This window comes from Brevundimonas sp. NPDC055812 (genome assembly GCF_053616535.1).
Map to the genome: position 1 here is coordinate 162,597 of NZ_JBSHDX010000004.1, position 20,203 is coordinate 182,799.

General features: G+C 66.4%; 19 protein-coding genes. 17 read left to right on the forward strand and 2 right to left on the reverse strand.

The genetic code is table 11. From position 1 onward, the window contains the following. Window positions 1-115: 115 nt before the first annotated feature. A complete protein-coding gene (locus tag ACWGL1_RS08540) occupies window positions 116-469 on the reverse strand; it encodes a 5-carboxymethyl-2-hydroxymuconate Delta-isomerase (RefSeq protein WP_291774550.1) in 354 nt (117 codons plus the stop codon). A gap of 73 nt (window positions 470-542) precedes the next feature. On the opposite strand from ACWGL1_RS08540, the gene ACWGL1_RS08545 reads away from it, so the two are divergent. The 4 genes from ACWGL1_RS08545 to ACWGL1_RS08560 are packed head-to-tail and all read left to right on the forward strand — an operon-like array spanning window position 543 to window position 4,232. After that, the gene (locus ACWGL1_RS08545; RefSeq protein ID WP_291774553.1) at window positions 543-809 is read left to right on the forward strand and encodes a DUF1467 family protein; all 267 of its coding nucleotides are present in this window, start codon (window positions 543-545) and stop codon (window positions 807-809) included. Window positions 810-869: 60 nt separating this feature from the next. After that, window positions 870-2,186, forward strand: a complete 1,317-nt coding sequence (proS, locus tag ACWGL1_RS08550; protein WP_452111750.1) for a proline--tRNA ligase — start codon at window positions 870-872, stop codon at window positions 2,184-2,186. Further along, window positions 2,183-3,496, forward strand: coding sequence for a lipoprotein-releasing ABC transporter permease subunit (locus ACWGL1_RS08555; RefSeq protein ID WP_338578514.1), 1,314 nt, complete (start codon window positions 2,183-2,185; stop codon window positions 3,494-3,496). The genes proS and ACWGL1_RS08555 overlap by 4 nt, the downstream gene beginning before the upstream one ends. Continuing rightward, window positions 3,489-4,232 carry an ABC transporter ATP-binding protein gene (locus ACWGL1_RS08560; protein WP_291774561.1) on the forward strand — a complete coding sequence of 248 codons (744 nt, stop codon included), beginning with the start codon at window positions 3,489-3,491 and terminating at the stop codon, window positions 4,230-4,232. Before ACWGL1_RS08555 ends, ACWGL1_RS08560 begins: the two co-directional genes overlap by 8 nt. Here the strand turns inward: ACWGL1_RS08560 and ACWGL1_RS08565 are convergent. Then, window positions 4,229-4,600, reverse strand: coding sequence for a hypothetical protein (locus ACWGL1_RS08565; protein WP_291774565.1), 372 nt, complete (start codon window positions 4,598-4,600; stop codon window positions 4,229-4,231). The genes ACWGL1_RS08560 and ACWGL1_RS08565 overlap by 4 nt on opposite strands. Before the next feature lie 202 nt (window positions 4,601-4,802). Here ACWGL1_RS08565 and ACWGL1_RS08570 point away from each other — a divergent pair, with 202 nt between their 5' ends. The 13 genes from ACWGL1_RS08570 to ACWGL1_RS08630 all read left to right on the forward strand — a co-directional run bounded on the left by ACWGL1_RS08570 (window position 4,803) and on the right by ACWGL1_RS08630 (window position 20,201). Continuing rightward, complete coding sequence (locus ACWGL1_RS08570) at window positions 4,803-5,441, forward strand: response regulator transcription factor (RefSeq protein WP_452111852.1); 639 nt, start codon at window positions 4,803-4,805, stop codon at window positions 5,439-5,441. Window positions 5,442-5,671: 230 nt separating this feature from the next. After that, complete coding sequence (dnaE, locus tag ACWGL1_RS08575; protein ID WP_452111751.1) at window positions 5,672-9,127, forward strand: DNA polymerase III subunit alpha; 3,456 nt, start codon at window positions 5,672-5,674, stop codon at window positions 9,125-9,127. Next, window positions 9,127-9,492: a GFA family protein gene (locus ACWGL1_RS08580; protein WP_291774574.1), complete on the forward strand. Its 366-nt coding sequence runs from the start codon at window positions 9,127-9,129 to the stop codon at window positions 9,490-9,492. The genes dnaE and ACWGL1_RS08580 overlap by 1 nt, the downstream gene beginning before the upstream one ends. A gap of 228 nt (window positions 9,493-9,720) precedes the next feature. After that, window positions 9,721-10,569, forward strand: a complete 849-nt coding sequence (gene rpsB, locus ACWGL1_RS08585) for a 30S ribosomal protein S2 (protein ID WP_291774577.1) — start codon at window positions 9,721-9,723, stop codon at window positions 10,567-10,569. Window positions 10,570-10,671: 102 nt separating this feature from the next. Continuing rightward, complete coding sequence (tsf, locus tag ACWGL1_RS08590) at window positions 10,672-11,610, forward strand: translation elongation factor Ts (RefSeq protein WP_338578516.1); 939 nt, start codon at window positions 10,672-10,674, stop codon at window positions 11,608-11,610. A gap of 138 nt (window positions 11,611-11,748) precedes the next feature. Continuing rightward, window positions 11,749-12,486, forward strand: a complete 738-nt coding sequence (gene pyrH, locus ACWGL1_RS08595; RefSeq protein WP_312218653.1) for a UMP kinase — start codon at window positions 11,749-11,751, stop codon at window positions 12,484-12,486. Window positions 12,487-12,517: 31 nt separating this feature from the next. Continuing rightward, entirely contained in the window at window positions 12,518-13,084 is a 567-nt protein-coding gene (frr, locus tag ACWGL1_RS08600; protein WP_409450024.1) for a ribosome recycling factor, read from the forward strand. A 34-nt stretch (window positions 13,085-13,118) separates the two neighbouring features. Beyond that, complete coding sequence (uppS, locus tag ACWGL1_RS08605; RefSeq protein ID WP_452111752.1) at window positions 13,119-13,877, forward strand: polyprenyl diphosphate synthase; 759 nt, start codon at window positions 13,119-13,121, stop codon at window positions 13,875-13,877. A gap of 1 nt (window position 13,878) precedes the next feature. Next, window positions 13,879-14,697 (forward strand): phosphatidate cytidylyltransferase, encoded by an 819-nt coding sequence (locus tag ACWGL1_RS08610; RefSeq protein ID WP_291774599.1) that lies wholly within the window; start codon window positions 13,879-13,881, stop codon window positions 14,695-14,697. Beyond that, on the forward strand, window positions 14,694-15,890 hold the full coding sequence (gene dxr, locus ACWGL1_RS08615; RefSeq protein WP_452111753.1) for a 1-deoxy-D-xylulose-5-phosphate reductoisomerase: 1,197 nt from the start codon (window positions 14,694-14,696) through the stop codon (window positions 15,888-15,890). Before ACWGL1_RS08610 ends, dxr begins: the two co-directional genes overlap by 4 nt. A gap of 15 nt (window positions 15,891-15,905) precedes the next feature. After that, entirely contained in the window at window positions 15,906-17,123 is a 1,218-nt protein-coding gene (locus ACWGL1_RS08620) for a M50 family metallopeptidase (RefSeq protein ID WP_452111754.1), read from the forward strand. A 53-nt stretch (window positions 17,124-17,176) separates the two neighbouring features. Beyond that, window positions 17,177-19,582, forward strand: a complete 2,406-nt coding sequence (bamA, locus tag ACWGL1_RS08625) for an outer membrane protein assembly factor BamA (protein ID WP_291774608.1) — start codon at window positions 17,177-17,179, stop codon at window positions 19,580-19,582. A 34-nt stretch (window positions 19,583-19,616) separates the two neighbouring features. Further along, the gene (locus ACWGL1_RS08630; RefSeq protein ID WP_291774611.1) at window positions 19,617-20,201 is read left to right on the forward strand and encodes an OmpH family outer membrane protein; all 585 of its coding nucleotides are present in this window, start codon (window positions 19,617-19,619) and stop codon (window positions 20,199-20,201) included. The last annotated feature ends 2 nt before the right edge of the window (window positions 20,202-20,203 follow it).

Sequence of the window (20,203 nt, forward strand, 5' to 3'; positions counted from 1 at the left end):
GCCGATGTCGGCGAAAGCCGTCGCCTGAACGTCTGATTGCGGAACCCTCACCCTTTCGCCTGTTCCAATCGCTCCGCTCTTGGAGGCTCAAGCCCTCTCCCATCGGGAGAGGGTGTTAGAGCGTCACCTTGCGATAGTTGTCGCGGTCCAGGTTTCCGATCTCGACCGAGATCTGGCGTGGGCCTTCATAAGGCGCGACTCCGGCCAGCAGCGCGGCCTGGACGGCTTCGCCCAGGGCTGTCTTCTGTTCCTGGGTGCGGCCGCTGAGGATGCGCAGATCGCAGTGGACCATGGCCTGGACCGGATCGCCGTCGGCGATGATCAGGTTTTCGCAGCGCACGATGCGCGTCTTGCAGGCCTGGGTCGTCGCGCCGACCGTGTCGACACAGAGGCGATGAATCTCCAGCGCCAGGGCGCGCCAGTCGGTCGCGTCGAAATGGGTGGAGTGTTCCAGCGTAATCTGTGGCATTCAGGGCGTCCTTGTTGCGGAGCCTCTCTTATCGCGCCGTGACGATGATTGCGATGAACGGACTTTAGAGACGATGCCCCTTGGCCCCTTCACCCTGGTCGCCACCTTTCTGACGGTGTGGTGGATCGTGTTGTTCGCGATTCTGCCGCTGGGGATGTCTGATCAGATCAAGGATCCGCCGACGGACGGGACCCAGTGGGGCGCGCCGAAGAATCCGAACCTCAAGAAGAAATTCATCACCACGACCTGGGTGTCGATCATCGTCTGGCTCGTCATCGTCGCCGTCGTCTGGATCGGCTGGACCCCGGTGCCCGACATCACCCACGCCAACGCGCTCTAGCTTTCGCCCCCTTCGCCCGGTTAAACCTCGGGCCTGACTGAATTTGCCGAGAATCCTCCCATGCGCCTGTCGCGCTACTTCCTGCCGATCCTGAAAGAAGCCCCCTCCGACGCCCAGATCGTGTCGCATCAGCTGATGCTGCGCGCGGGCATGATCAAACAGGAGGCCGCCGGCATCTACGCCTGGCTGCCGCTGGGCCTGCGGGTACTGCGCAAGATCGAAGGCATCGTCCGCGACGAGCAGGTAAAGGCCGGCGCCGTCGAGCTGTTGATGCCGACGCTGCAATTGGCCGACCTGTGGCGCGAAAGCGGCCGCTACGACGCCTATGGCCCGGAGATGCTGCGCATCACCGACCGTCATGAGCGCGAGTTGCTCTACGGACCGACCAATGAGGAAATGGTCACGGATATCTTCCGGGCCTATGTGAAGAGCTACAAGGCCCTGCCGCTGAACCTCTTCCACATCCAGTGGAAGTTCCGCGACGAGCGCCGTCCGCGCTTCGGCGTCATGCGCGGCCGCGAGTTCCTGATGAAGGACGCCTATACCTTCGATCTGGACGAGGCCTCGGCCCGCATCGCCTACAAGCGGATGTTCGCCGCCTATCTGAACACCTTCGCCCGGCTGGGCCTGAAGGCGGTGCCGATGCGCGCCGACACCGGCCCCATCGGCGGCGACCTGAGCCACGAGTTCATCGTCCTGGCCGAGACTGGCGAGAGCGAGGTCTTCTGCGATCGCAAGCTGGTCGAGATGGCCGCGCCGGGCCACAACCTCAGCGTCGAGCAACTGGAGGGCGTGTTCAACGAACGCACGGCCCTCTACGCCGCGACCGAGGAAATGCACGATGCGGCCCAGTTCGAGGCCCAGACGGCCGAAGGCGACCGTCTGTCGGCGCGCGGCATCGAGGTCGGCCACATCTTCTACTTCGGCACCAAATACTCGGTTCCGATGAAGGCCAAGGTCGCCGGGCCGGACGGCCAGGACACCGAGGTCCATATGGGCAGCTACGGCGTCGGCGTGTCGCGCCTGCTGGGCGCCATCATCGAGGCCAGCCATGACGCCGGCGGCATCATCTGGCCGGACTCGGTCGCTCCGTTCGACGTGGTGGTGATCAATCTGCGCGCCAGCGACGAGGCCGTCTCGGCCGCCTGTGAAGACGCCGTGGCCCGCCTGGAAGCCCTGGGCAAGGACGTCCTCTACGACGACACTGACGAACGTCCGGGCGGCAAGTTCGCCACCGCCGACCTGATCGGCGTGCCGTGGCAGCTGACCATCGGACCCAAGGGCCTGGCCGACGGCGTGGTCGAACTGAAGCGCCGCGCCACCGGCGAGAAGCAGAGCCTGTCGCTGGACGCCGCCCTGGAGCTGCTCACGAAATGACCGACGCCGCGACGGCTTCCGCTCCGCCGCCTGCCTCGAAGGCCTCCGGCCCGTTCTCCAGCTGGGAGATCGGGCTGGCGCTCCGCTACCTGCGCGCCAAGCGCAAGCAGGGCGGGGTGGCGCTGATCGCGATGATCAGCTTCATCGGCATCATGCTGGCCGTCGCCGTGCTGATCAGCGTGATGAGCATCATGGCGGGGTTTCGCGGCACGCTGATGGACCGGATCCTGTCGTTCAACGGCCATATGTATGTTCAGGGACCGGTGCTCTATGCGCCTGATCGCGACGCGGCGCTGAAGCGGATCGCCGATGTGCCGGGCGTGGTGGCGGTGACACCTCTGATCGAGAACCCCGCCATGTTCCGCGCGGGCGGGGCGGCCACCGGCGGCATCGTGCGCGGCGTGCGTCCGCAGGACCTGGCCTCAACCAAGTTCGTCTATGACAGCCTCAGCTCCGAGGCGCGCGAAAGCTTCGGCAAGGGCGAATACGGCGGCGACCAAGTCCTGATCGGCAAGAGCCTGGCCGAGCAGATGGGACTGCGCGAGGGCGATCCCATCTCCATCTACTCCCCGACCGGAGCCGACAGCGCTTTCGGCAATCTGGGCGGGTTGGAGAAGACCTATATCGTCGGCGGAATCTACACCTCGGGGGCGGCGGACTATGATCGCGCCTTCATCTTCATGCCGCTGGAGCAGGCGCAACTGTTCTTCGGCAAGGACGGCGTCTGGGACGTCATCGAGATGAAGGTGGCGGAACCCGACCTGGTCGAGAACCTGCTGACGCCGGTTCAGCGCGCGGCCGGGCCGGGCAGCGTCGTCACCGACTGGCGCAACCGTCAGGCCGCCATCTGGGGCGCGCTGAAGGTCGAGCGCGTGGCCATGAGCATCATCCTCGGCATGGTGGTCGCCATCGCCGCCATGAACATCATCAGCGGCATCGTCATGCTGGTGAAGAACAAGACGCGCGACATCGCCATCCTGCGCACCGTCGGCGCCAGCCAGTCGTCCATCCTGCGCATCTTCTTCATGTCGGGCGCGGCCATCGGCATCGGCGGCACGATCGCGGGCCTGGTGCTGGGGCTGCTGTTCTGCTGGAATATCGGCGCGATCCAGCATTTCCTCGAAGGCCTGCTGGGCGTCCAGCTGTTCAACGCCGACGTCTATATGCTGGACTCCGTTCCGGCCAAGGTCGATCCGTGGGACGTGACCTGGGTCGCCGTCTTCTCCTTCTTCATGAGTTGCCTGGCCAGCCTGCCGCCGTCGTGGAACGCGTCGCGCATCGATCCGGTGGAGGCCCTGCGTTTTGAATAGGCTGCTGAAGAAGAAGCCCGCCGTCGCCGCCGAGACGAACGGCGCCATCCTGTCGTTGCGCGGGGTGACGCGGACCTATCCGACGGCCCAGGGCGGGCTGACGGTGTTGAAGGGCGTCGATCTGGAGGTCATGCCGGGCGAGGTCGTCGGCCTGATCGGACCGTCCGGCTCGGGCAAGTCCAGCCTGCTGCACGCGGCGGGTCTGCTGGAGCGCCCGACCAGCGGCCAGGTGCTGATCGACGGCGAGGATGTCGGCGGGCTTGATGAGCGGTCGCGTACGCGTCTGCGTCTGCATCGCATCGGCTTCGTCTATCAATTCCATCACTTGCTGCCGGAGTTTGATGCTCTGGATAATGTGGCTCTACCGATGCGGATCGCGGGCGTGCGGGAAGGCGAGGCGCGGCGTCGCGCCACCGCGCAGCTGACGGCGCTCGGCCTGGGGCAGCGCGTCACGCACCAGCCCGCGCAATTGTCGGGCGGCGAGCAGCAGCGCGTCGCCATCGCCCGCGCCCTGGCCAACAGCCCCCGCCTGCTGCTGGCCGATGAGCCGACCGGCAATCTGGACCCCGCCACCAGTCAGGCGGTGTTCGAGGCCTTGCGTGAACTGGCCAAGACCACGGGCGTCGCCGCCCTGATCGCCACGCACAACATGGAGCTGGCGGGCCACATGGACCGCGTCTTCGCCCTGAAGGACGGCCACCTGGAGCAGCGCGCGGCCGAAAGCCACGCCTACTAGGAAGCGATGAGCCGCGTCGTCGCCTGCAACGGCGTGCGATAGGCCAGCATCGACCAGCGCAGAGCGGCGGCCGCCAGCAAGGCCGGTATCTCGCCATAGGCCGGATTGTCGGCGTCAAGCGCCCGACGCAGGGCTGCGGCTTCCTCGCACGTCAGGGGCGGGTGCGAGAGCGCCAGGACGCGATGGAAGCGAAAGCGGACCTCCTGACGCCACGCCTGGATCGGCTCGGTCTCGCACGGGCTGACGCCCAGCAGTTGCAGGAAGCCGTCCACGGAGTCGGCCGAGCCCTCCACGGCGTAGATGATCACGTCATCGACAGCGGCCGCAGCACCCGCCAGGCTCAGCGAACGCGCCTGGTCGCGTCTCATGTCGATCAACGCCGGCCATCGCGTGCTGCCGATGAATCCTGATGGGGCGCGAGTCAGGAAAACGGCGCTTTGCAGCATGGCGGGCCTTCCTGGTTGATATCGGCGTATCGGGGGTATGGTTCACCCATGAGTCTTGGGCGATCAATTGCGTGGGACTACGAGGTTTTGCTGCGGCTGAGCCTTGCGTACTTTCGACGGCATGATGCGTGATGGCGTGGACGGCGGTCGAAATGAACAGGCTTCAGAAAGGGTTGGGGGCGCTATTTCTGACATCGCCATCATCGACGATGACCGCGCTCTATTGGAGGTGACCCTGCTCGCCGTGCGCGAGGCGGGCTTCTCCGCGGTCGGCTTCCATGAACCGCTTGACGCCCTCATGTGGGCTTCAGACGCCGATCCGACCTGCATCGTCGCCGACCTGAAGATGCCGGGCGTCGAAGGGTTGGATCTGGTCGCCGCCTTCTGTGCGCTGAACCGTCACGCGGTGATCATCGTCAGCGCCTTCGTGGACGTGCGGACGACGGTCGACGCCATGCGTCTAGGCGTGGACGATGTCCTGCCCAAGCCGGCGACGGTCGATGACCTGGTCCGCGCCCTGCGTCGCGGGGCCGAGGCCTTGAAGACTGCGCCGGCGCGCGAGGAACTGACCTTCACCCGCCGCGAGCGTCAGGTCGCCGAAATGCTGGTCGAAGGCCTGACCACAAAGCAGATCGCCCAGAACCTGGCGCTGAGTCCGCGCACGGTGGAGTTCTTCCGGGCCAGCCTGCTGCGCAAGACCCAGTCCCCCAACTCGGCCGCCCTGGCCTCGGCCCTGACGCGCCTCGGCTTCCTCGCGAATTGAGGTTGACGAGAACAAAGAGGAAACATAGAACAAATGGGCAACATTTGATCTGGGGATAAAACCAATGACGCGTTGGGTGAGGGATCTGCTGTCGCTTGCGTCCTGCGGCGGCTTCGTCTGGATGGTCTGGCAGGCGGCGTTCCTGGTGACGTGACCGCGCCCCAGCGGGCGACTCCCTGCATGATGATCACGCGCCCGTATGATCTGGCGCTGCGATGCGGAGTTTTCGATTGGCGGATGCGGTGAACAGTCAGGGCTTTGTCCACCTGCGGGTCCGCAGCGCCTATTCGCTTCTGGAAGGGGCGATCAAGGCCGGCAAGATCGGCAAGATGGCCGCCGATGCCGGAATGCCGGCGGTGGGCGTGGCGGATCGCGCCAACCTGTTCGGAGCTCTGGAGTTCAGCCAGGCGACCAAGGATGCGGGCGTCCAACCCATTGTCGCCTGCGCCCTTCCGGTGCTCGACATCGGCGGACAGGTCGCCCAGCGCTGGGCCAAGACCCCGACGGTCGTGCTGATCGCCCAGAACGAACAGGGCTGGCTGAATCTGTGCGCCCTGTCGTCGTCGGCCTACCTCGACGCGGGCGAGATGGCCGAACCGGGCGTGCCCTGGGGGCAGATTGTGGATAAGTCCGAGGGGCTGATCCTGCTGTCCGGCGGACCGGACGGTCCCGTCGATCCCTTGTTCGTACAGAAGAAGCCAGCCGAAGCCGCCATCGCCCTGGCGGAGATGAAGCGGGTCTTCGGCGACCGTTTCTATGTCGAACTGCAACGCCATGGCCTGTCTGGCGAGACCGTGGCCGAGGGCGGTCTGGTCGAATGGGCCTACGCCAACGACGCGCCTCTGGTTGCGACCAACGATGTCTATTACGCCAAGGCCGCCCAGGCGAAGTCGCATGACGCCTTGCTCTGTATCTCCGACGGCGCCTTCACCGGCCAGGAGGACCGCCGCCGCGTCACCGGCGAGCACTGGTTCAAGTCAGCTGAGGCGATGCGCGAACTGTTCGCCGACCTGCCGGAGGCCTGCGACAACACCATTCAGATCGCTCGCCGCTGCGCTTTCCTGGTCAAGACGCACAAGCCGATCCTGCCGCGTTTCGATACCGGCGCGGGCCGTTCCGAGGCTGATGAACTGGCGCATCAGGCGCGCGAGGGGCTGAAGGCGCGCCTTGAGAAGAACAAGGCCTATGCGCCCGAGGAGGACTACTGGAACCGCCTCGAGTGGGAGGTCGGGATCATCCAGCAGATGGGGTTCCCCGGCTACTTCCTGATCGTGTCGGACTTCATCAAATGGGCCAAGCTGCATGACATCCCGGTGGGACCGGGACGGGGCTCGGGCGCGGGCTCCCTGGTCGCCTGGTCGCTGACCATCACCGATCTGGACCCCTTGCGGTTCGGCCTGCTGTTCGAGCGCTTCCTGAACCCGGAACGCGTATCGATGCCCGACTTCGACATCGACTTCTGTCAGGAGCGACGCGAAGAGGTCATCGACTACGTTCAGGACCACTACGGCAAGGACCGGGTGGCCCAGATCATCACCTTCGGCACCTTGCAGGCGCGCGCCGTGCTGCGCGACGTGGGCCGGGTGCTGCAGATGCCGCTGGGGCAGGTGGACCGTCTGGCCAAGATGGTGCCCGCCAATCCCGCCAACCCGGTGACCCTGGCTCAGGCCATCGACCTGGAGCCGCGTCTGCGCGAGGCGCGCGACGCCGAGGCTTCGGTCAAGGCGCTGCTGGAGACGGCGTTGGAGCTTGAGGGCCTCTACCGCAACGCCTCGACCCACGCGGCGGGCATCGTCATCGGCGATCGGCCGCTGACGGAGCTGGTGCCCCTGTATCAGGACCCGCGCTCCACCATCCCGGCCAGCCAGTTCAACATGAAGTGGGTCGAGCCGGCGGGCCTGGTGAAGTTCGACTTCCTGGGCCTGAAGACGCTGACGGTGCTGGACCGGGCCAAGGGCTATCTGGAACGGCGCGGGGCGGCCCCGGAATGGAACCTGCTGCCGCTGGACGATCCCAAGACCTATGAGTTGATGGCCTCGGGCCAGACGGTCGGGGTGTTCCAGCTGGAATCGCAGGGGATGCGCGACACCCTGCGCAAGATGCGCTGTGGCTCGATCGAGGAGATCACCGCCCTGATCTCCCTCTACCGGCCAGGGCCGATGGAGATGATCGACACCTACATCGACCGGAAGTTCGGCCGGGCCGAGGTCGATTATCTGCACCCCAGCCTGAAGGAGGTGCTGACCGAGACCTACGGCGTCATCATCTACCAGGAACAGGTGATGAAGATCGCCCAGATCCTGGCGGGCTACAGCCTGGGCGAAGCCGACCTGCTGCGTCGCGCCATGGGCAAGAAGAAGAAGGAGGAGATGGACTTCCAGCGGGCCCGCTTCGTCAAGGGCGCATCCGAGAAGTCTGTGCCGGAGAGCCAGTCCGGCTCCATCTTCGACCTAGTGGCCAAGTTCGCAGGCTACGGCTTCAACAAGTCGCACGCGGCGGCCTATGCGCTGATCTCCTTCCAGACGGGCTGGCTGAAGGCCAATCATCCGGTCGAGTTCTTCGCCGCCTCCATGAGTCTCGATCTGTCGAACACGGACAAGCTGGCGGTCTTCTATCAGGACTGCCGCCGATTCGAGGTTCCGGTGCTGGCGCCGGACATCAACCGCTCGTCCGCCGACTTCGACGTGTCGTGGAAGGACGGGCAGGGCAGCGTGCTCTATGCGCTGGGCGCCATCCGCAACGTGGGCCTGGAGGCGATGAAACACGTCATCGAGGTGCGCGAGACGGGCGGGCCGTTCGCCGACATCTTCGACTTCCTGGAACGGGTCGACCCCAAGGCGGTGAACAAGCGGGCGCTGGAAGGTCTGGCGCGGGCCGGAGCCTTCGACAGAATCCATCCGAACCGCCGTCAGCTGTTCGAACAGGCCGATGTGCTGATGGCCTATTGCCAGAGCGTGGCGGCGGAGCGGGCCTCGTCCCAGGTCAGCCTGTTCGGCGCCGATCAGGCCGCCGCGGCGCGGCCGCGTCTGAAGAGCATGGAGCCGTGGGCCGGGCCGGACAAGCTGGATCACGAGCTTTACGCCGTCGGCTTCTATCTGTCGGGCCATCCGCTGGAGGAACTGACGCCTGCATTGAAGCGCAAGCGCGTGACCTTCGTGGCCGAGGCGCAAGGCCTGGCCGAGGCGGGGCACGAGGCCTTCCAGATGGCCGGGGTGGTGCGCCGCCGTCAGGAGCGGGCCAGCGCCCGCACCGGCGAGAAGTTCGCTTTCGTCACCTTCTCGGACCCGACGGGCGAGTTCGAGTGTCTGTTCCCGCCGGAACAGTTGCGGCGTTGCCGCGAAGTCCTGGAGGTCGGAACCTCTGTCCTGGTCAAGGTGCGGGCCAAGGCGGCGGACGGCGAGGTGCGCTTCTTCGGCGACGACGCCAGCCGCATGGACGTGCTGCTGGACGACGCCCAGATCGGATTGCGGGTGGTCCTGTCGGCCCAGTCGGCGGACGCCGAGGCGCTGAAGGCGCGGCTGGATCGGGCGCGGGCGCAGGGCAAGGGCGGCGAGGTGTGGCTGCAGGCGACGCTGGGCGGCCGCACCGAGGTCGAGATCAAGCTGCCTGGACGATACCGGCTGGACGCGGCGCTGCGCGGCGCGTTGAAGTCGGCGCCGGGGGTGGTGATGCTGGAGGATGCCTGATGAGCGAGACGAGCGTGAAGACCCATGCCGGGTCGTGCCACTGCGGCGCGGTGGCCTATGAGGTCGATGTCGGGCTGGATGGACTGGTCGAGTGCAACTGCTCCCATTGCTACCGCAAGGGGTTCGTTCTGGCGTTCGCGCCGCGTTCGGCCTTTCGCCTGACGAAGGGAGAGGGCGAGACGACGTCCTACTTCTTCAATCAGCACAAGATCGAGCACCGCTTCTGCAAGACCTGCGGGGTGCAGCCGTTCGGCTACGGCGTGGCGCCGGATGGCGGCGAGGTGGCGGCGATCAACATCCGCACCCTGACCGACGTCGAGCCGTGGGATTGGGCCGCCCAGCGCGTGGACGGCCGCAGCTTCTGATCCGGCCGGAACGTCGGCTCGCGGGATGACATCGGCCTCGCGGCGTCTGATGCGGCCATGTTGTTCGGCCGCTTGTGTTTTTCAGGCCTTTCGCCTATATGCGCGGCGCACTTCGCACGTGGGCGTGGCGCGGTCCGGGGAGACATCCCGGCCTGCACCGTTCCGAGGGATCAGCCGATCCTTTTAACCGCCCGCGCTAGGTTTGATCGGAAAAAGGAAAACACGATCATGGCTCTGCCTGAATTCTCGATGCGTACGCTGCTGGAAGCCGGCGCTCACTTCGGCCACCAGACGCACCGCTGGAACCCGAAGATGGATCGCTACATCTTCGGCTCGCGTTCGAACATCCACATCATCGACCTGTCGCAGACGATGCCGCTGCTGCACCAGGCCCTGGTCGCCGTGCGCGACGTGGCCGCCAAGGGCGGTCGCGTGCTGTTCGTCGGCACCAAGCGTCAGGCCGCCGATCCGGTCGCGCAAGCCGCCACGCGCTGCGCCCAGTACTACATGAACAACCGCTGGCTGGGCGGCACCCTGACCAACTGGCGCACCGTCTCCAACTCGATCCAGCGCCTGCGCGAACTGGAAGGCATCGTTGAAGGCGGCGGCGAAGGCCGCAACAAGAAAGAGCTGCTGACCCTGCAGCGCGAGAAGGACCGTCTGGAACTGTCGCTGGGCGGCATCAAGGACATGGGTTCGGTGCCGGACATCATGTTCGTGATCGACACCAACAAGGAAGCGATCGCGATCCAGGAAGCCCGCAAGCTGAACATCCCGATTATCGCCATCCTGGACACCAACTCGGATCCGGACGGCATCACCTATCCGGTGCCGGGCAACGATGACGCCGCCCGCGCCATCCAGACCTACTGCGACCTGATCGCCGACGCCGTCCTGGACGGCCTGGCCGCCGGCGCCGCCGCTCAGGGCATCGACCTGGGGGCTTCGGAAGCTCCGGTGGAGCCGGCCCTGCGCGAAGCCGTCGTGGTTGAAGCCGAGGCTGAAGCCGCTCCGGCCGGCGCCGAAGGCGCGGCTGAAGAGCTGGTCGCCGCCGAGGCCGAGAAGGTCGAAGGCTAAGGACGAAGCGTTCCGGCGCCGCCGCGCGCCGGACCGACGTCAACTTGACATGCGGCCGGGCTAAACAGTCCGGCCGCCCATTTTGAATTTCAGGAGAAAGACATGGCCGAGATCACTGCCGCCCTCGTGAAGGAGCTTCGCGAGCGTTCGGGCGTCGGCATGATGGACTGCAAGAAGGCGCTGGTTGAGAACAACGGCGACATCGAAGCGGCCATCGACTGGCTGCGCGCCAAGGGTCTGTCCAAGGCCGCCAAGAAGGCCGACCGCGTCGCCGCCGAGGGCCTGGTGGCCGTCGCCGTGCGCGAAGACGGCAAGGGCGAAGTCGCCTCGGCCATCGAGTTCAACGCCGAAACCGACTTCGTCGCCCGCAACGACCTGTTCCAGTCGGCGGCGAAGGAATTCGCTCAACTGGGCCTGCACCACGAGGGCGTCGACGCCATTCACGGCGCGACCCTGGAAAACGGCAAGACGGTTCAGGACGAAGTCACCAACCTGATCGCCACCATCGGCGAGAACATGCAGCTGCGTCGCGCGGCTCGCCTGTCGGTCGGTGAAGGCGTGGTTTCGACCTACGTCCACAACGCCGTGTCGCCGGGCGTCGGCCGCATCGGCGTGCTGGTCGCCCTGGAAGGCGCCGGCGACAAGGAAGCCCTGCGCGAAGTGGGCCGTAAGATCGCCATGCACGTGGCGGCCACGGCTCCGCTGGCGCTGGACACCTCGGACCTGGATCCGGCCGCGATCGAGAAGGAACGCGCCGTTCTGATCGAAAAGGCCAAGGAAGAAGGCCGCCCGGAAAACATGATCGAGAAGATCGTCTCGGGCCAGATCGCCAAGTTCCAGAAGGACGTGGTGCTGACCAAGCAGCCGTTCGTTATGGACCCGGACGTGACCATCGAACAACTGGTCGCCAACACCGGCAAGGAGCTGGGCGCCGAGCTGAAGCTGGCGGGCTTCGTCCGCATGGCGCTGGGTGAAGGCGTCGAGAAGGTCGAATCCCCCGACTTCGCGTCGGAAGTCGCCTCGATGACGGGCGGCAACTAACTCGAAACCTCTTCCCGAAAGGGAAGAAATTTCAAAAGGGCGCGTTCGGCTTTGAAGGCTGACGCGCCCTTCGTCTATGATGAGCCGCCGATTCACCTCGCGCGGATGCCAACTCCCTGTATCCACGGACCCCTGACCATGCCCGACGCCCCCTCCGAGTTTCGTTACAAGCGCGTCCTGCTGAAGGTCTCGGGCGAGGTGCTGATGGGCGATCAGCCCTACGGCATCGACATGAAGACCGTGGACGTGGTCGCCGCCGCGGTCGCCGCCGTGGCGCGCCAGGGCGTCGAGATCTGCCTGGTCATCGGCGGGGGCAACATCTTCCGGGGCCTGTCCAAGGCCGCCGAGGGCATGGACCGCGCCAACGCCGACTACATGGGCATGCTGGCCACCATCATGAACGCGCTGGCCATGCAGGGCGCGCTGGAGAAGATCGGCGTCGACACGCGGGTTCAGAGCGCCATTCCGATGGCTGCGATCGCCGAACCCTACATCCGCCGCCGCGCCCTGCGTCACCTGGAAAAGGGCCGGGTGGTGATCTTCGCTGCGGGCGTGGGCGCCCCCTTCTTCACCACGGACTCCGGCGCCGCCCTGCGCGCCGCTGAAATGGGCTGCGACGCCCTGCTGAAGGGCACGAGCGTCGACGGCGTCTATACCGCCGACCCGAAGAAGGACCCGACGGCCACCCGCTATGACACGCTGACCTATCAGGATGTTCTGGCCAAGGACCTGCGCGTCATGGACGCCTCGGCCATCGCCCTGATGCGAGACAGCGGCATTCCGATCGTGGTCTTCTCGATTCGTGAGGAAGGCTCGCTGCACAAGACCTTGACGGGGCAGGGCACTTTCACCGTCATCACCAACAAGCCCGCCTGAGCGGCTTCGCCATTCAACGACAGGACCAAGGATATTCGCCATGGCCAAACCCGATCTCAAGACGTTCCGCGACCGAATGGACAAGTCGGTCGCCGCGCTGAAGGATGACTACGCAGGCCTGCGCACGGGGCGCGCCAACGCCGGACTGCTGGAGCCGGTCGTGGTCGAAGCCTATGGCGCGACCTCGCCTCTGACGGCCGTGGCGGCCATCAGCGTGCCCGAGCCGCGCATGATCTCGGTCAGCGTCTGGGACAAGGGAATGGTGGTCTCGGTCGAGAAGGCGATCCGCGCCGCCGGCCTGGGCCTGAATCCCGTCGTGGACGGCCAGACCCTGCGCATTCCGATCCCGCCGCTGACCGAGGAGCGCCGCAAGGATCTGGTCAAGCTGGCCGGCAAATACGCCGAGGACAAGAAGATCGCCGTGCGCAACGTGCGCCGCGACGCCAACGACGAGCTGAAGAAGGCTGAAAAGGCCGGCGAGATCAGCCAGGATGAACAGAAGAAGATGGAAGCCGAGGTCCAAAAGGACACCGACGCCGCCATCAAGCGCATCGACGAGACCTTGAAGACCAAGGAAGTCGAGATCATGCAGGTCTGACGCCGTCGTCAGACCTGTCCAAGGAAGGTCCCATATGTCGGCCGAGCCCGTCGCCACGGCGCCTGCAAAGGGGCCTCGTCACGTCGCCCTGATCATGGACGGCAACGGCCGCTGGGCGCAGCGGCGGGGCCTTCCGCGCGCCGTGGGCCACCGCGAGGGGGTCCAGGCCCTGCGCCGGACCATCAAGGCCGCGCCCGAACTGGGCGTGCGATGCCTGACGGTGTTCGGCTTCTCGACCGAGAACTGGAGCCGCCCGGCGGATGAGGTGTCCGACCTGATGGGCCTGGTCCGCGCCTTTGTCGGCAGCGACCTGAACCGGCTGGACGCCGCAGGCGTTCGGGTGAAGGTGCTGGGTCGTCGCAAGGGCCTGCCGGACGATATCGCCGCCATCGTCGCGCGAGCCGAGGCCCAGACAGCGCCCAATGAGAAATTCCTGCTGCAGGTGGCCTTCAACTACGGCGGACGGGCGGATCTGGTCGACGCCGCTCAGCGGCTGGTCGATCGCGCCCGAGCGGGCGAGGAGGTGGTCGTGGACGAAGAGGCGCTGGGCGCCGGCCTGTCCACAGCAGGCGCGCCGCCGGTCGATCTGATCGTACGGACGTCGGGCGAACAGCGTCTGTCCAACTTCCTGCTGTGGGAAGCCGCCTACGCCGAGATGGTGTTCCAGGAGATCCTGTGGCCCGACTATGGAGCCGAAGCCCTGGCCGAGGCCATCGCCCAGTTCGGCTGCCGCGAGCGTCGCTACGGCGGACGCGAGGTCATGGACGCGGCCTATGGCGAGGCGGCGGGCTGATATGGCGTTGAAGCCTCGGGATATTGCTCTGCGCGCCGCCTCGGCGGTTGTGCTGGCGCCGGCGGCGGTCCTGGCGACCTGGGCGGGCGGCGACTGGTTCTGCGCCCTGGTGGTCGCGGGGGCGGTGCTGCTGGCCTTCGAGTGGGCGCGGATGTGCGCGCCGAACCTCTGGCGCCCGATCGGGGTCAGCGTAGCCCTGGCCCTGGTCGTGGCGGTGATCGCGGCCCATGTCGGGCAGATTTCCCTGGCTCTGGTGCTGATGGTGTTCGGCGCCTTGGCGGCCGGCCTGTTCGCCCGCACGCGCGGCGAGTCCCTGCTGGATACGGCCTATGGGGTGCTCTACCTCGGCTGGCCCTGCATCCTGCTGATCTGGCTGCGTGACTTGCACGAGGTGCAGGGGCTGTACTGGACGGTGCTGGTCTTCGCCGTGGCCTGGTCTGCCGACATCCTGGCCTATCTGGTCGGCAGCTTCGTCGGCGGGCCCAAGCTGTGGCCGCGCTTTTCGCCCAACAAGACCTGGTCGGGCTTTATCGGCGGCCTGACCGCCGGGATGATCGCCGGCGCCGCCATGGCGGGCTGGCTGGACATGGGGCTGCTCAACGCCTTCTGGGGTGGGGTTCTGGGGTTGGCTGCGGCCCTGGCCACCATGGGCGGCGACCTGTGGGAATCGGCGCTCAAGCGGCGCTTCGGGGTCAAGGACGCGGGCAATCTGATTCCGGGCCACGGCGGTCTGCTGGACCGTGTCGACGGGCTGATGTTCGCCGTGGTCGTGGTGTCGGCGGGGCGTCTGATCGTCCTGATGCTGGAGCGAGCGGCATGATCGCGCGGCGCGTCACTGTTCTGGGATCGACCGGATCGGTCGGCTCGTCGACCCTGGACCTAATGGGGCAGGCGCAAGGCGCGGGCTCGGCCGCGTTCGAGGTCGAGGCCCTGACCGGCGGCGCCAACATCGCCCGTCTGGCTGAACAGGCCCGCCGCTGGCGGCCGCGTATCGCCGTGACGGCCGATCCGGCGCGCTTGAACGAACTGCGCGACGCCCTGGCGGGAACCGGGGTCGAGGCGGCGGCCGGGCCGGACGCCATCGTCGAGGCGGCCGTGCGGCCTGCCGACTGGATCATGGCCTCCATCGTCGGCGCGGCGGGCCTGCGCTCGGCGTGGGCGGCGGCGGGGACGGGCGCGACCCTGGCTCTGGCGAACAAGGAAAGCCTGGTCTGCTGCGGTCCGGCGCTGATCGAGCGGGTCAGGCGCAGCGGCGGGCGGCTGATTCCAGTGGATTCCGAGCATTCGGCCATTTTCCAGGTGTTTCCGGCCGAGGCGCCGGAGCGGGTGTCCAAGCTGGTTCTGACCGCTTCTGGGGGGCCGTTCCGCACCCTGCCGCGCGCGGCCATGACGCGGATCACGCCGGAACAGGCTGTGGCCCATCCGAACTGGAGCATGGGCGCCAAGATCTCGGTCGACAGCGCCACCATGGCCAACAAGGGGTTGGAGCTGATCGAGGCCGCCTATCTGTTCGACATGCCCGGCGAGCGGGTCGATGTGGTCGTCCACCCGGAATCGATCATCCACAGCCTTGTGGAGTATGTGGATGGTTCGACCCTGGCCCAGATGGGCACGCCGGACATGCGCACGCCGATCGCCTGCGCCCTGTCCTGGCCGGACCGTCTGGCCTGGCCGGCGCCCAGGCTGGACCTGGCGGCCCTGGGGCGGCTGACCTTCGAGGCCCCGGACGAGACGCGGTTTCCGGCCCTGCGCCTGGCGCGCGAGGCCCTGGCGGCGGGCGGATCGGCCCCCATCGTGTTCAACGCGGCCAATGAGGTGGCGGCCCTGGCTTTCCTTGACCGGCGGCTGGGCTTTCTCAATATTGCCGCAGTCGTCGCCGACACCCTTGAGAAGGCGACGGGCGCGGGCGTGTCTTGCGGTTCCGACGATGCCTGCGACGCGGCCCTGGCGGTCGATGCGGAGGCGCGACGGATCGCGGGCGACGTCATCGCATCGCTGAACATCGCGGCCTGAGGAGATACGAACGGCATGATAGGCGTGATCAGCCAGGTTCTGACCTATGTCGTGCCGTTCCTGCTCGTGCTGACGCTTGTCGTGACGGTGCATGAGCTGGGCCACTTCCTGACGGCGCGCGCCTTCGGGGTGAAGATGGACCGCTTCTCCATCGGTTTCGGGCGCGCGATCTTCCGCCGGACCGACAAACATGGCGTCGAGTGGCGCCTCGGCTGGCTGCCGCTGGGCGGCTATGTGAAGTTTTCCGGCGATCTGGATGCGACCGGCGTGCCGGATCGTGCGGGTCTTGAGGCGCTGCGCCAGGCTGTGACGGCCGAGCATGGGCCGGGCGCCGAGCGCGACTACCTCTATTTCAAGCCTTTGTGGCAGCGCGCCCTGGTCGTGGCGGGCGGGCCGTTCGCCAACTTCGTCCTGGCCATCTTCATCTTCACCCTGCTGTTCAGCCTGGTGGGCGTCGAACTCAGGCCCGCGCGGGTGATGGAGGTCCAGCCTCAGTCGCCGGCGGCGCAGGCGGGCTTCCTGCCGGGCGATCTGATCACCCATGTGAACGGCAAGCTGATCTCCGACGGCGGCGAGGTGACGCGCGTCGTGGCCCTGAGCAGCGGCGATCCGGTGCGCTTCACCGTGGAGCGCGGGGATCGGGCTGTGCAACTGACGGCCACGCCGGAACGCCGGGTCGAGACGGATCGCATCGCCGGTCGGGTCACCGTCGGCCGCATCGGCCTGGCCCTAGGCTCGAACCGGAATGAGATCCGCCACGTCCGCTATGGCCCCGTCGCGGCCGTGGGGCAGGGGGTGCGCGAAACCGGCGCCATCCTGAACACGACCCTGACCTATATCGGCCGCATCTTCACGGGGCGCGAGTCGGGCGATCAGTTCAGTGGCCCGCTGGGCATCGCCAAGGCTTCGGGCGCCCTGACCAACGCCGCCGTGGCGGCCAATCCCGAACCCTGGGCCATTGTCCGCAATCTGTTGCTGACGCTGACCAGCTTCGCGGCCATACTTTCGGTCGGAATCGGCTTTCTTAATCTGATGCCCATTCCCGTTCTGGATGGGGGGCACCTGCTGTTCTACGCTTATGAAGCCGTGGCGCGCCGTCCGATGGCCGCCCGTGTTCAGGAAGCGGGATATCGGGTCGGTCTTGCTTTGCTGGCGGGTTTGATGTTGTTCGCGACCTGGAACGATCTGCAGAAGCTCAATCTCTTCAAATTCCTCGGCGGGCTCGTCTCGTGAGCCGACGCCAGCCCCCGATGGTATCCCGCATGAATCAAAACGACAGTCGCCTCATGACCCAGACTCCTGGCCGCATTCTCGGGGTCAGCGCCCTGGCCCTGACCTTCGCCGCCGGACTGGCGCAACCGGCCCTGGCCCAGGCCGAGACGGCTCCTGCGCCGACGGCCGCCGCCCAGACGCCGCAGGTGCAGATGGCGCAGCCGGAAGCCGAGCGCGCCCTGGTCAACCGCATCCTGGTGCGGGGCAACCAGCGCATCGATCAGACGACGGTGCTGTCCTATCTGCCGATCCAGCCTGGCGACACCATCGACGCCGTGACCATCGACGTAGCGGTTCGCACCCTGTCGCGCACGGGCCTGTTCGCGGATGTGCAGATCGGCCTTCAGGCCAATGGCGACCTGATCGTCGAGATCGCCGAGAACCCGATCATCAACCAGGTGACCTTCGAGGGTAACAAGGCCCTGGCCGAGAAGAAGCTGCGCGATGAAGTGACCATCCGCCCGCGCGGCATCTACACTCGCGCGCGGGTTCAGGAAGACGTCGGCAAGATCGTCGAGCTTTATCGTCTGTCCGGCCGCATCTCGGCGACGGTGACGCCCAAGCTGGTCCAGCTGGAGCAGAACCGCGTCGACGTGGTGTTCGAGATCGATGAAGGGCCTGAAACCGGCATCGCCGCCGTCACCTTCCTGGGCAACACCGCGTTTTCGGACAGCGACCTGCGTCAGGTCATGGTCACCAAGCAGTCGGCCTGGTGGCGTCTGTTCAGCTCGAACGACAACTACGATCCGAACCGGATCGACTACGATCGCGAGCAGTTGCGGAAATTCTACACCAACCGCGGTTATTACGACTTCCGCATCCTGTCTTCCGTGGCCGAGCTGAAGCCGGACAACAGCGCCTTCGGCCTGACCGTCACGGTGGATGAGGGCGATCGCTACAACTTCGGGGAGATCAAGGTCGTCACCGAGAACGATCGTCTGAACGCCGACTTCCTGCAGATGCTGCTGCCGATCCGCTCGGGCGACCTCTACGAGAGCGACCGTATCCAGGCGGCGGTCGACACCCTGACCTTCGCCGCCGGTTCGGCCGGCTACGCCTTCGTCGAGATCAACCCGACCTATCGCGCGGATCCCGAGACCGACACCGTCAACGTCACCTTCAACGTTCGCGAAGGTCAGCGCGTCTACATCGACCGCATCAATGTGGTCGGCAACACCCGCACCCTGGACACGGTCATCCGCCGCGAGCTGATGGTGGGCGAGGGCGACGCCTTCAACCGCTCCCTGGTCGAGCGTTCGCGCAACAACCTGCGCGCCCTGGGCTTCTTCAAGGACGTCAAGATCGAGGAGACGCGCGGCAGCGCGCCGGACCGTTCGGTCGTCAACGTCACCGTGGAAGAGCAGCCCACCGGCGAACTTTCGGTCGGGGCGGGTTTCAGCTCGGTCGACTCCTTCGTGCTGAACCTGGGCATCACCGAGCGCAACTTCCGCGGTCGCGGCCAGAACGTCGTGGCGCGCGCCGAGTGGGGCTCGCTGCGTCAGCAGATCGACTTCCGCTTCACCGAGCCGAAATTCCTGGGACGCGACGTGCGGGCGGGCTTCGACCTGTTCCACATGCGCTACGACCTGAGCAAATACTCGTCGTATGACTATCGCTCGACCGGGGGCGGGGTGCGCATCACCTATCCGCTGAACGGCTACGCCTCCTTCAGCACCCGCTACTTCCTGAAGAGCGACGAAGTCGTCATTCCGTTCGGCTATTGCGGCGGCGTGGGCGCCGGTTCGTCGGCGCTGTGCGACCAGGCGGGCTCCTACATCAACTCCTCGGCGGGCTACACCCTGCTGGTGAACCGCCTGAACGACCCGGTGCGGCCGACGCGCGGCTGGACCGCGTCGCTGCGTCAGGACTTCGCCGGCATCGGCGGCGACGTGAACTACATCAAGACCGAGGCCGACGCTTCCTGGTACTATGGCATCCGCCCCAACTGGGTGGTCAGCGTTCAGGGCCAGACCGGCTATGTCAGCGGCTGGAACGGCGACCCGATCCGCATCAACGACCGCTTCTTCAAGGGCGGCAACACCTTCCGCGGCTTCGAGACGGCGGGCATGGGCGCGCGCGACCTGACCACGACCGACGCCCTGGGCGGCAACTTCTACGCCATCGGCACGGTTGAACTGACGGTGCCGAACTATCTGCCCGACGAGTACGGCATCAAGACCTCGCTGTTCGCGGACTTCGGCACCATCGGCAAGCTGGACGATCGCTATCTGGTCGACCCGGCGACGGGGCTGCGTAACCCCAACATCGTCGATGAGCTGTCGCTGCGCGCGGCCGCCGGCGTCAGCATCCACTGGCGCTCGCCGATGGGGCCGATCCGTTTCGACCTGTCCAAGGTTCTGAATCGCGAAGACTACGACAAGACCGAGACCTTCCGCTTCTCGACTTCCACCCAATTCTAACCGCGGTCTGACCGCCGCCACCAAGGCCTAGATTATGAAACTCATCGCTATCGGCGCCTTCGCCCTCGCTTCGCTGACCGCTTCGGCCGCCCTGGCCCAATCGCAAGGTCCGGCCAACCCCGGCCCTGCCATCCCCGGCGTCTGCGTCTATTTCAACCAGCGCGTTCTGGCTCAATCGACCGCCGGTCAGGCCGTCCAGACCCGCATGGAGCAATTGGCGCAGGAAGTTCAGGGCGAACTCCAGCCCTACGCCACCGCCATCCAGACCGAGGCCCAGGCCCTGCAGCAGGGCCAGGCGACCATCCCGGCCGACCAGATGAACCAGCGCCGTCAGGCCCTGCAGACCCGCATCCAGGAAGCCCAGCAACTGGAAGGCACGCGCGACAACGAGCTGCGCTACACCCTGGCGGAACAGCGCCGCAAGATCTCGGAGGCTATCGAGCCCCTGCTGGTCGCCGTCTATCAGGAGAAGGGCTGCGGCATCATGATCGACCGCGAGAGCGTCTTCATCATGAACCCGGCCATGGACGTGACGGATATCGTCATCCAGCGCCTGAACGCCCAACTGCCGACCCTGAGCTTCAACCGCATGCCGGTTCCGGCCCAGCCGCAATCCTAAGG

Excerpts from the sequence above, each read along its gene's own strand:
- ACWGL1_RS08540 (WP_291774550.1), bottom strand. The coding sequence starts at position 469 with ATGCCACAGATTACGCTGGAACACTCCACCCATTTCGACGCGACCGAC.
- ACWGL1_RS08545 (WP_291774553.1), top strand. The coding sequence starts at position 543 with ATGCCCCTTGGCCCCTTCACCCTGGTCGCCACCTTTCTGACGGTGTGG.
- proS (WP_452111750.1), top strand. The coding sequence starts at position 870 with ATGCGCCTGTCGCGCTACTTCCTGCCGATCCTGAAAGAAGCCCCCTCC.
- ACWGL1_RS08555 (WP_338578514.1), top strand. The coding sequence starts at position 2,183 with ATGACCGACGCCGCGACGGCTTCCGCTCCGCCGCCTGCCTCGAAGGCC.
- ACWGL1_RS08565 (WP_291774565.1), bottom strand. The coding sequence starts at position 4,600 with ATGAGACGCGACCAGGCGCGTTCGCTGAGCCTGGCGGGTGCTGCGGCC.
- ACWGL1_RS08570 (WP_452111852.1), top strand. The coding sequence starts at position 4,803 with ATGCGTGATGGCGTGGACGGCGGTCGAAATGAACAGGCTTCAGAAAGG.
- ACWGL1_RS08580 (WP_291774574.1), top strand. The coding sequence starts at position 9,127 with ATGAGCGAGACGAGCGTGAAGACCCATGCCGGGTCGTGCCACTGCGGC.
- rpsB (WP_291774577.1), top strand. The coding sequence starts at position 9,721 with ATGGCTCTGCCTGAATTCTCGATGCGTACGCTGCTGGAAGCCGGCGCT.
- tsf (WP_338578516.1), top strand. The coding sequence starts at position 10,672 with ATGGCCGAGATCACTGCCGCCCTCGTGAAGGAGCTTCGCGAGCGTTCG.
- pyrH (WP_312218653.1), top strand. The coding sequence starts at position 11,749 with ATGCCCGACGCCCCCTCCGAGTTTCGTTACAAGCGCGTCCTGCTGAAG.
- uppS (WP_452111752.1), top strand. The coding sequence starts at position 13,119 with ATGTCGGCCGAGCCCGTCGCCACGGCGCCTGCAAAGGGGCCTCGTCAC.
- ACWGL1_RS08610 (WP_291774599.1), top strand. The coding sequence starts at position 13,879 with ATGGCGTTGAAGCCTCGGGATATTGCTCTGCGCGCCGCCTCGGCGGTT.
- dxr (WP_452111753.1), top strand. The coding sequence starts at position 14,694 with ATGATCGCGCGGCGCGTCACTGTTCTGGGATCGACCGGATCGGTCGGC.
- ACWGL1_RS08620 (WP_452111754.1), top strand. The coding sequence starts at position 15,906 with ATGATAGGCGTGATCAGCCAGGTTCTGACCTATGTCGTGCCGTTCCTG.
- bamA (WP_291774608.1), top strand. The coding sequence starts at position 17,177 with ATGACCCAGACTCCTGGCCGCATTCTCGGGGTCAGCGCCCTGGCCCTG.
- ACWGL1_RS08630 (WP_291774611.1), top strand. The coding sequence starts at position 19,617 with ATGAAACTCATCGCTATCGGCGCCTTCGCCCTCGCTTCGCTGACCGCT.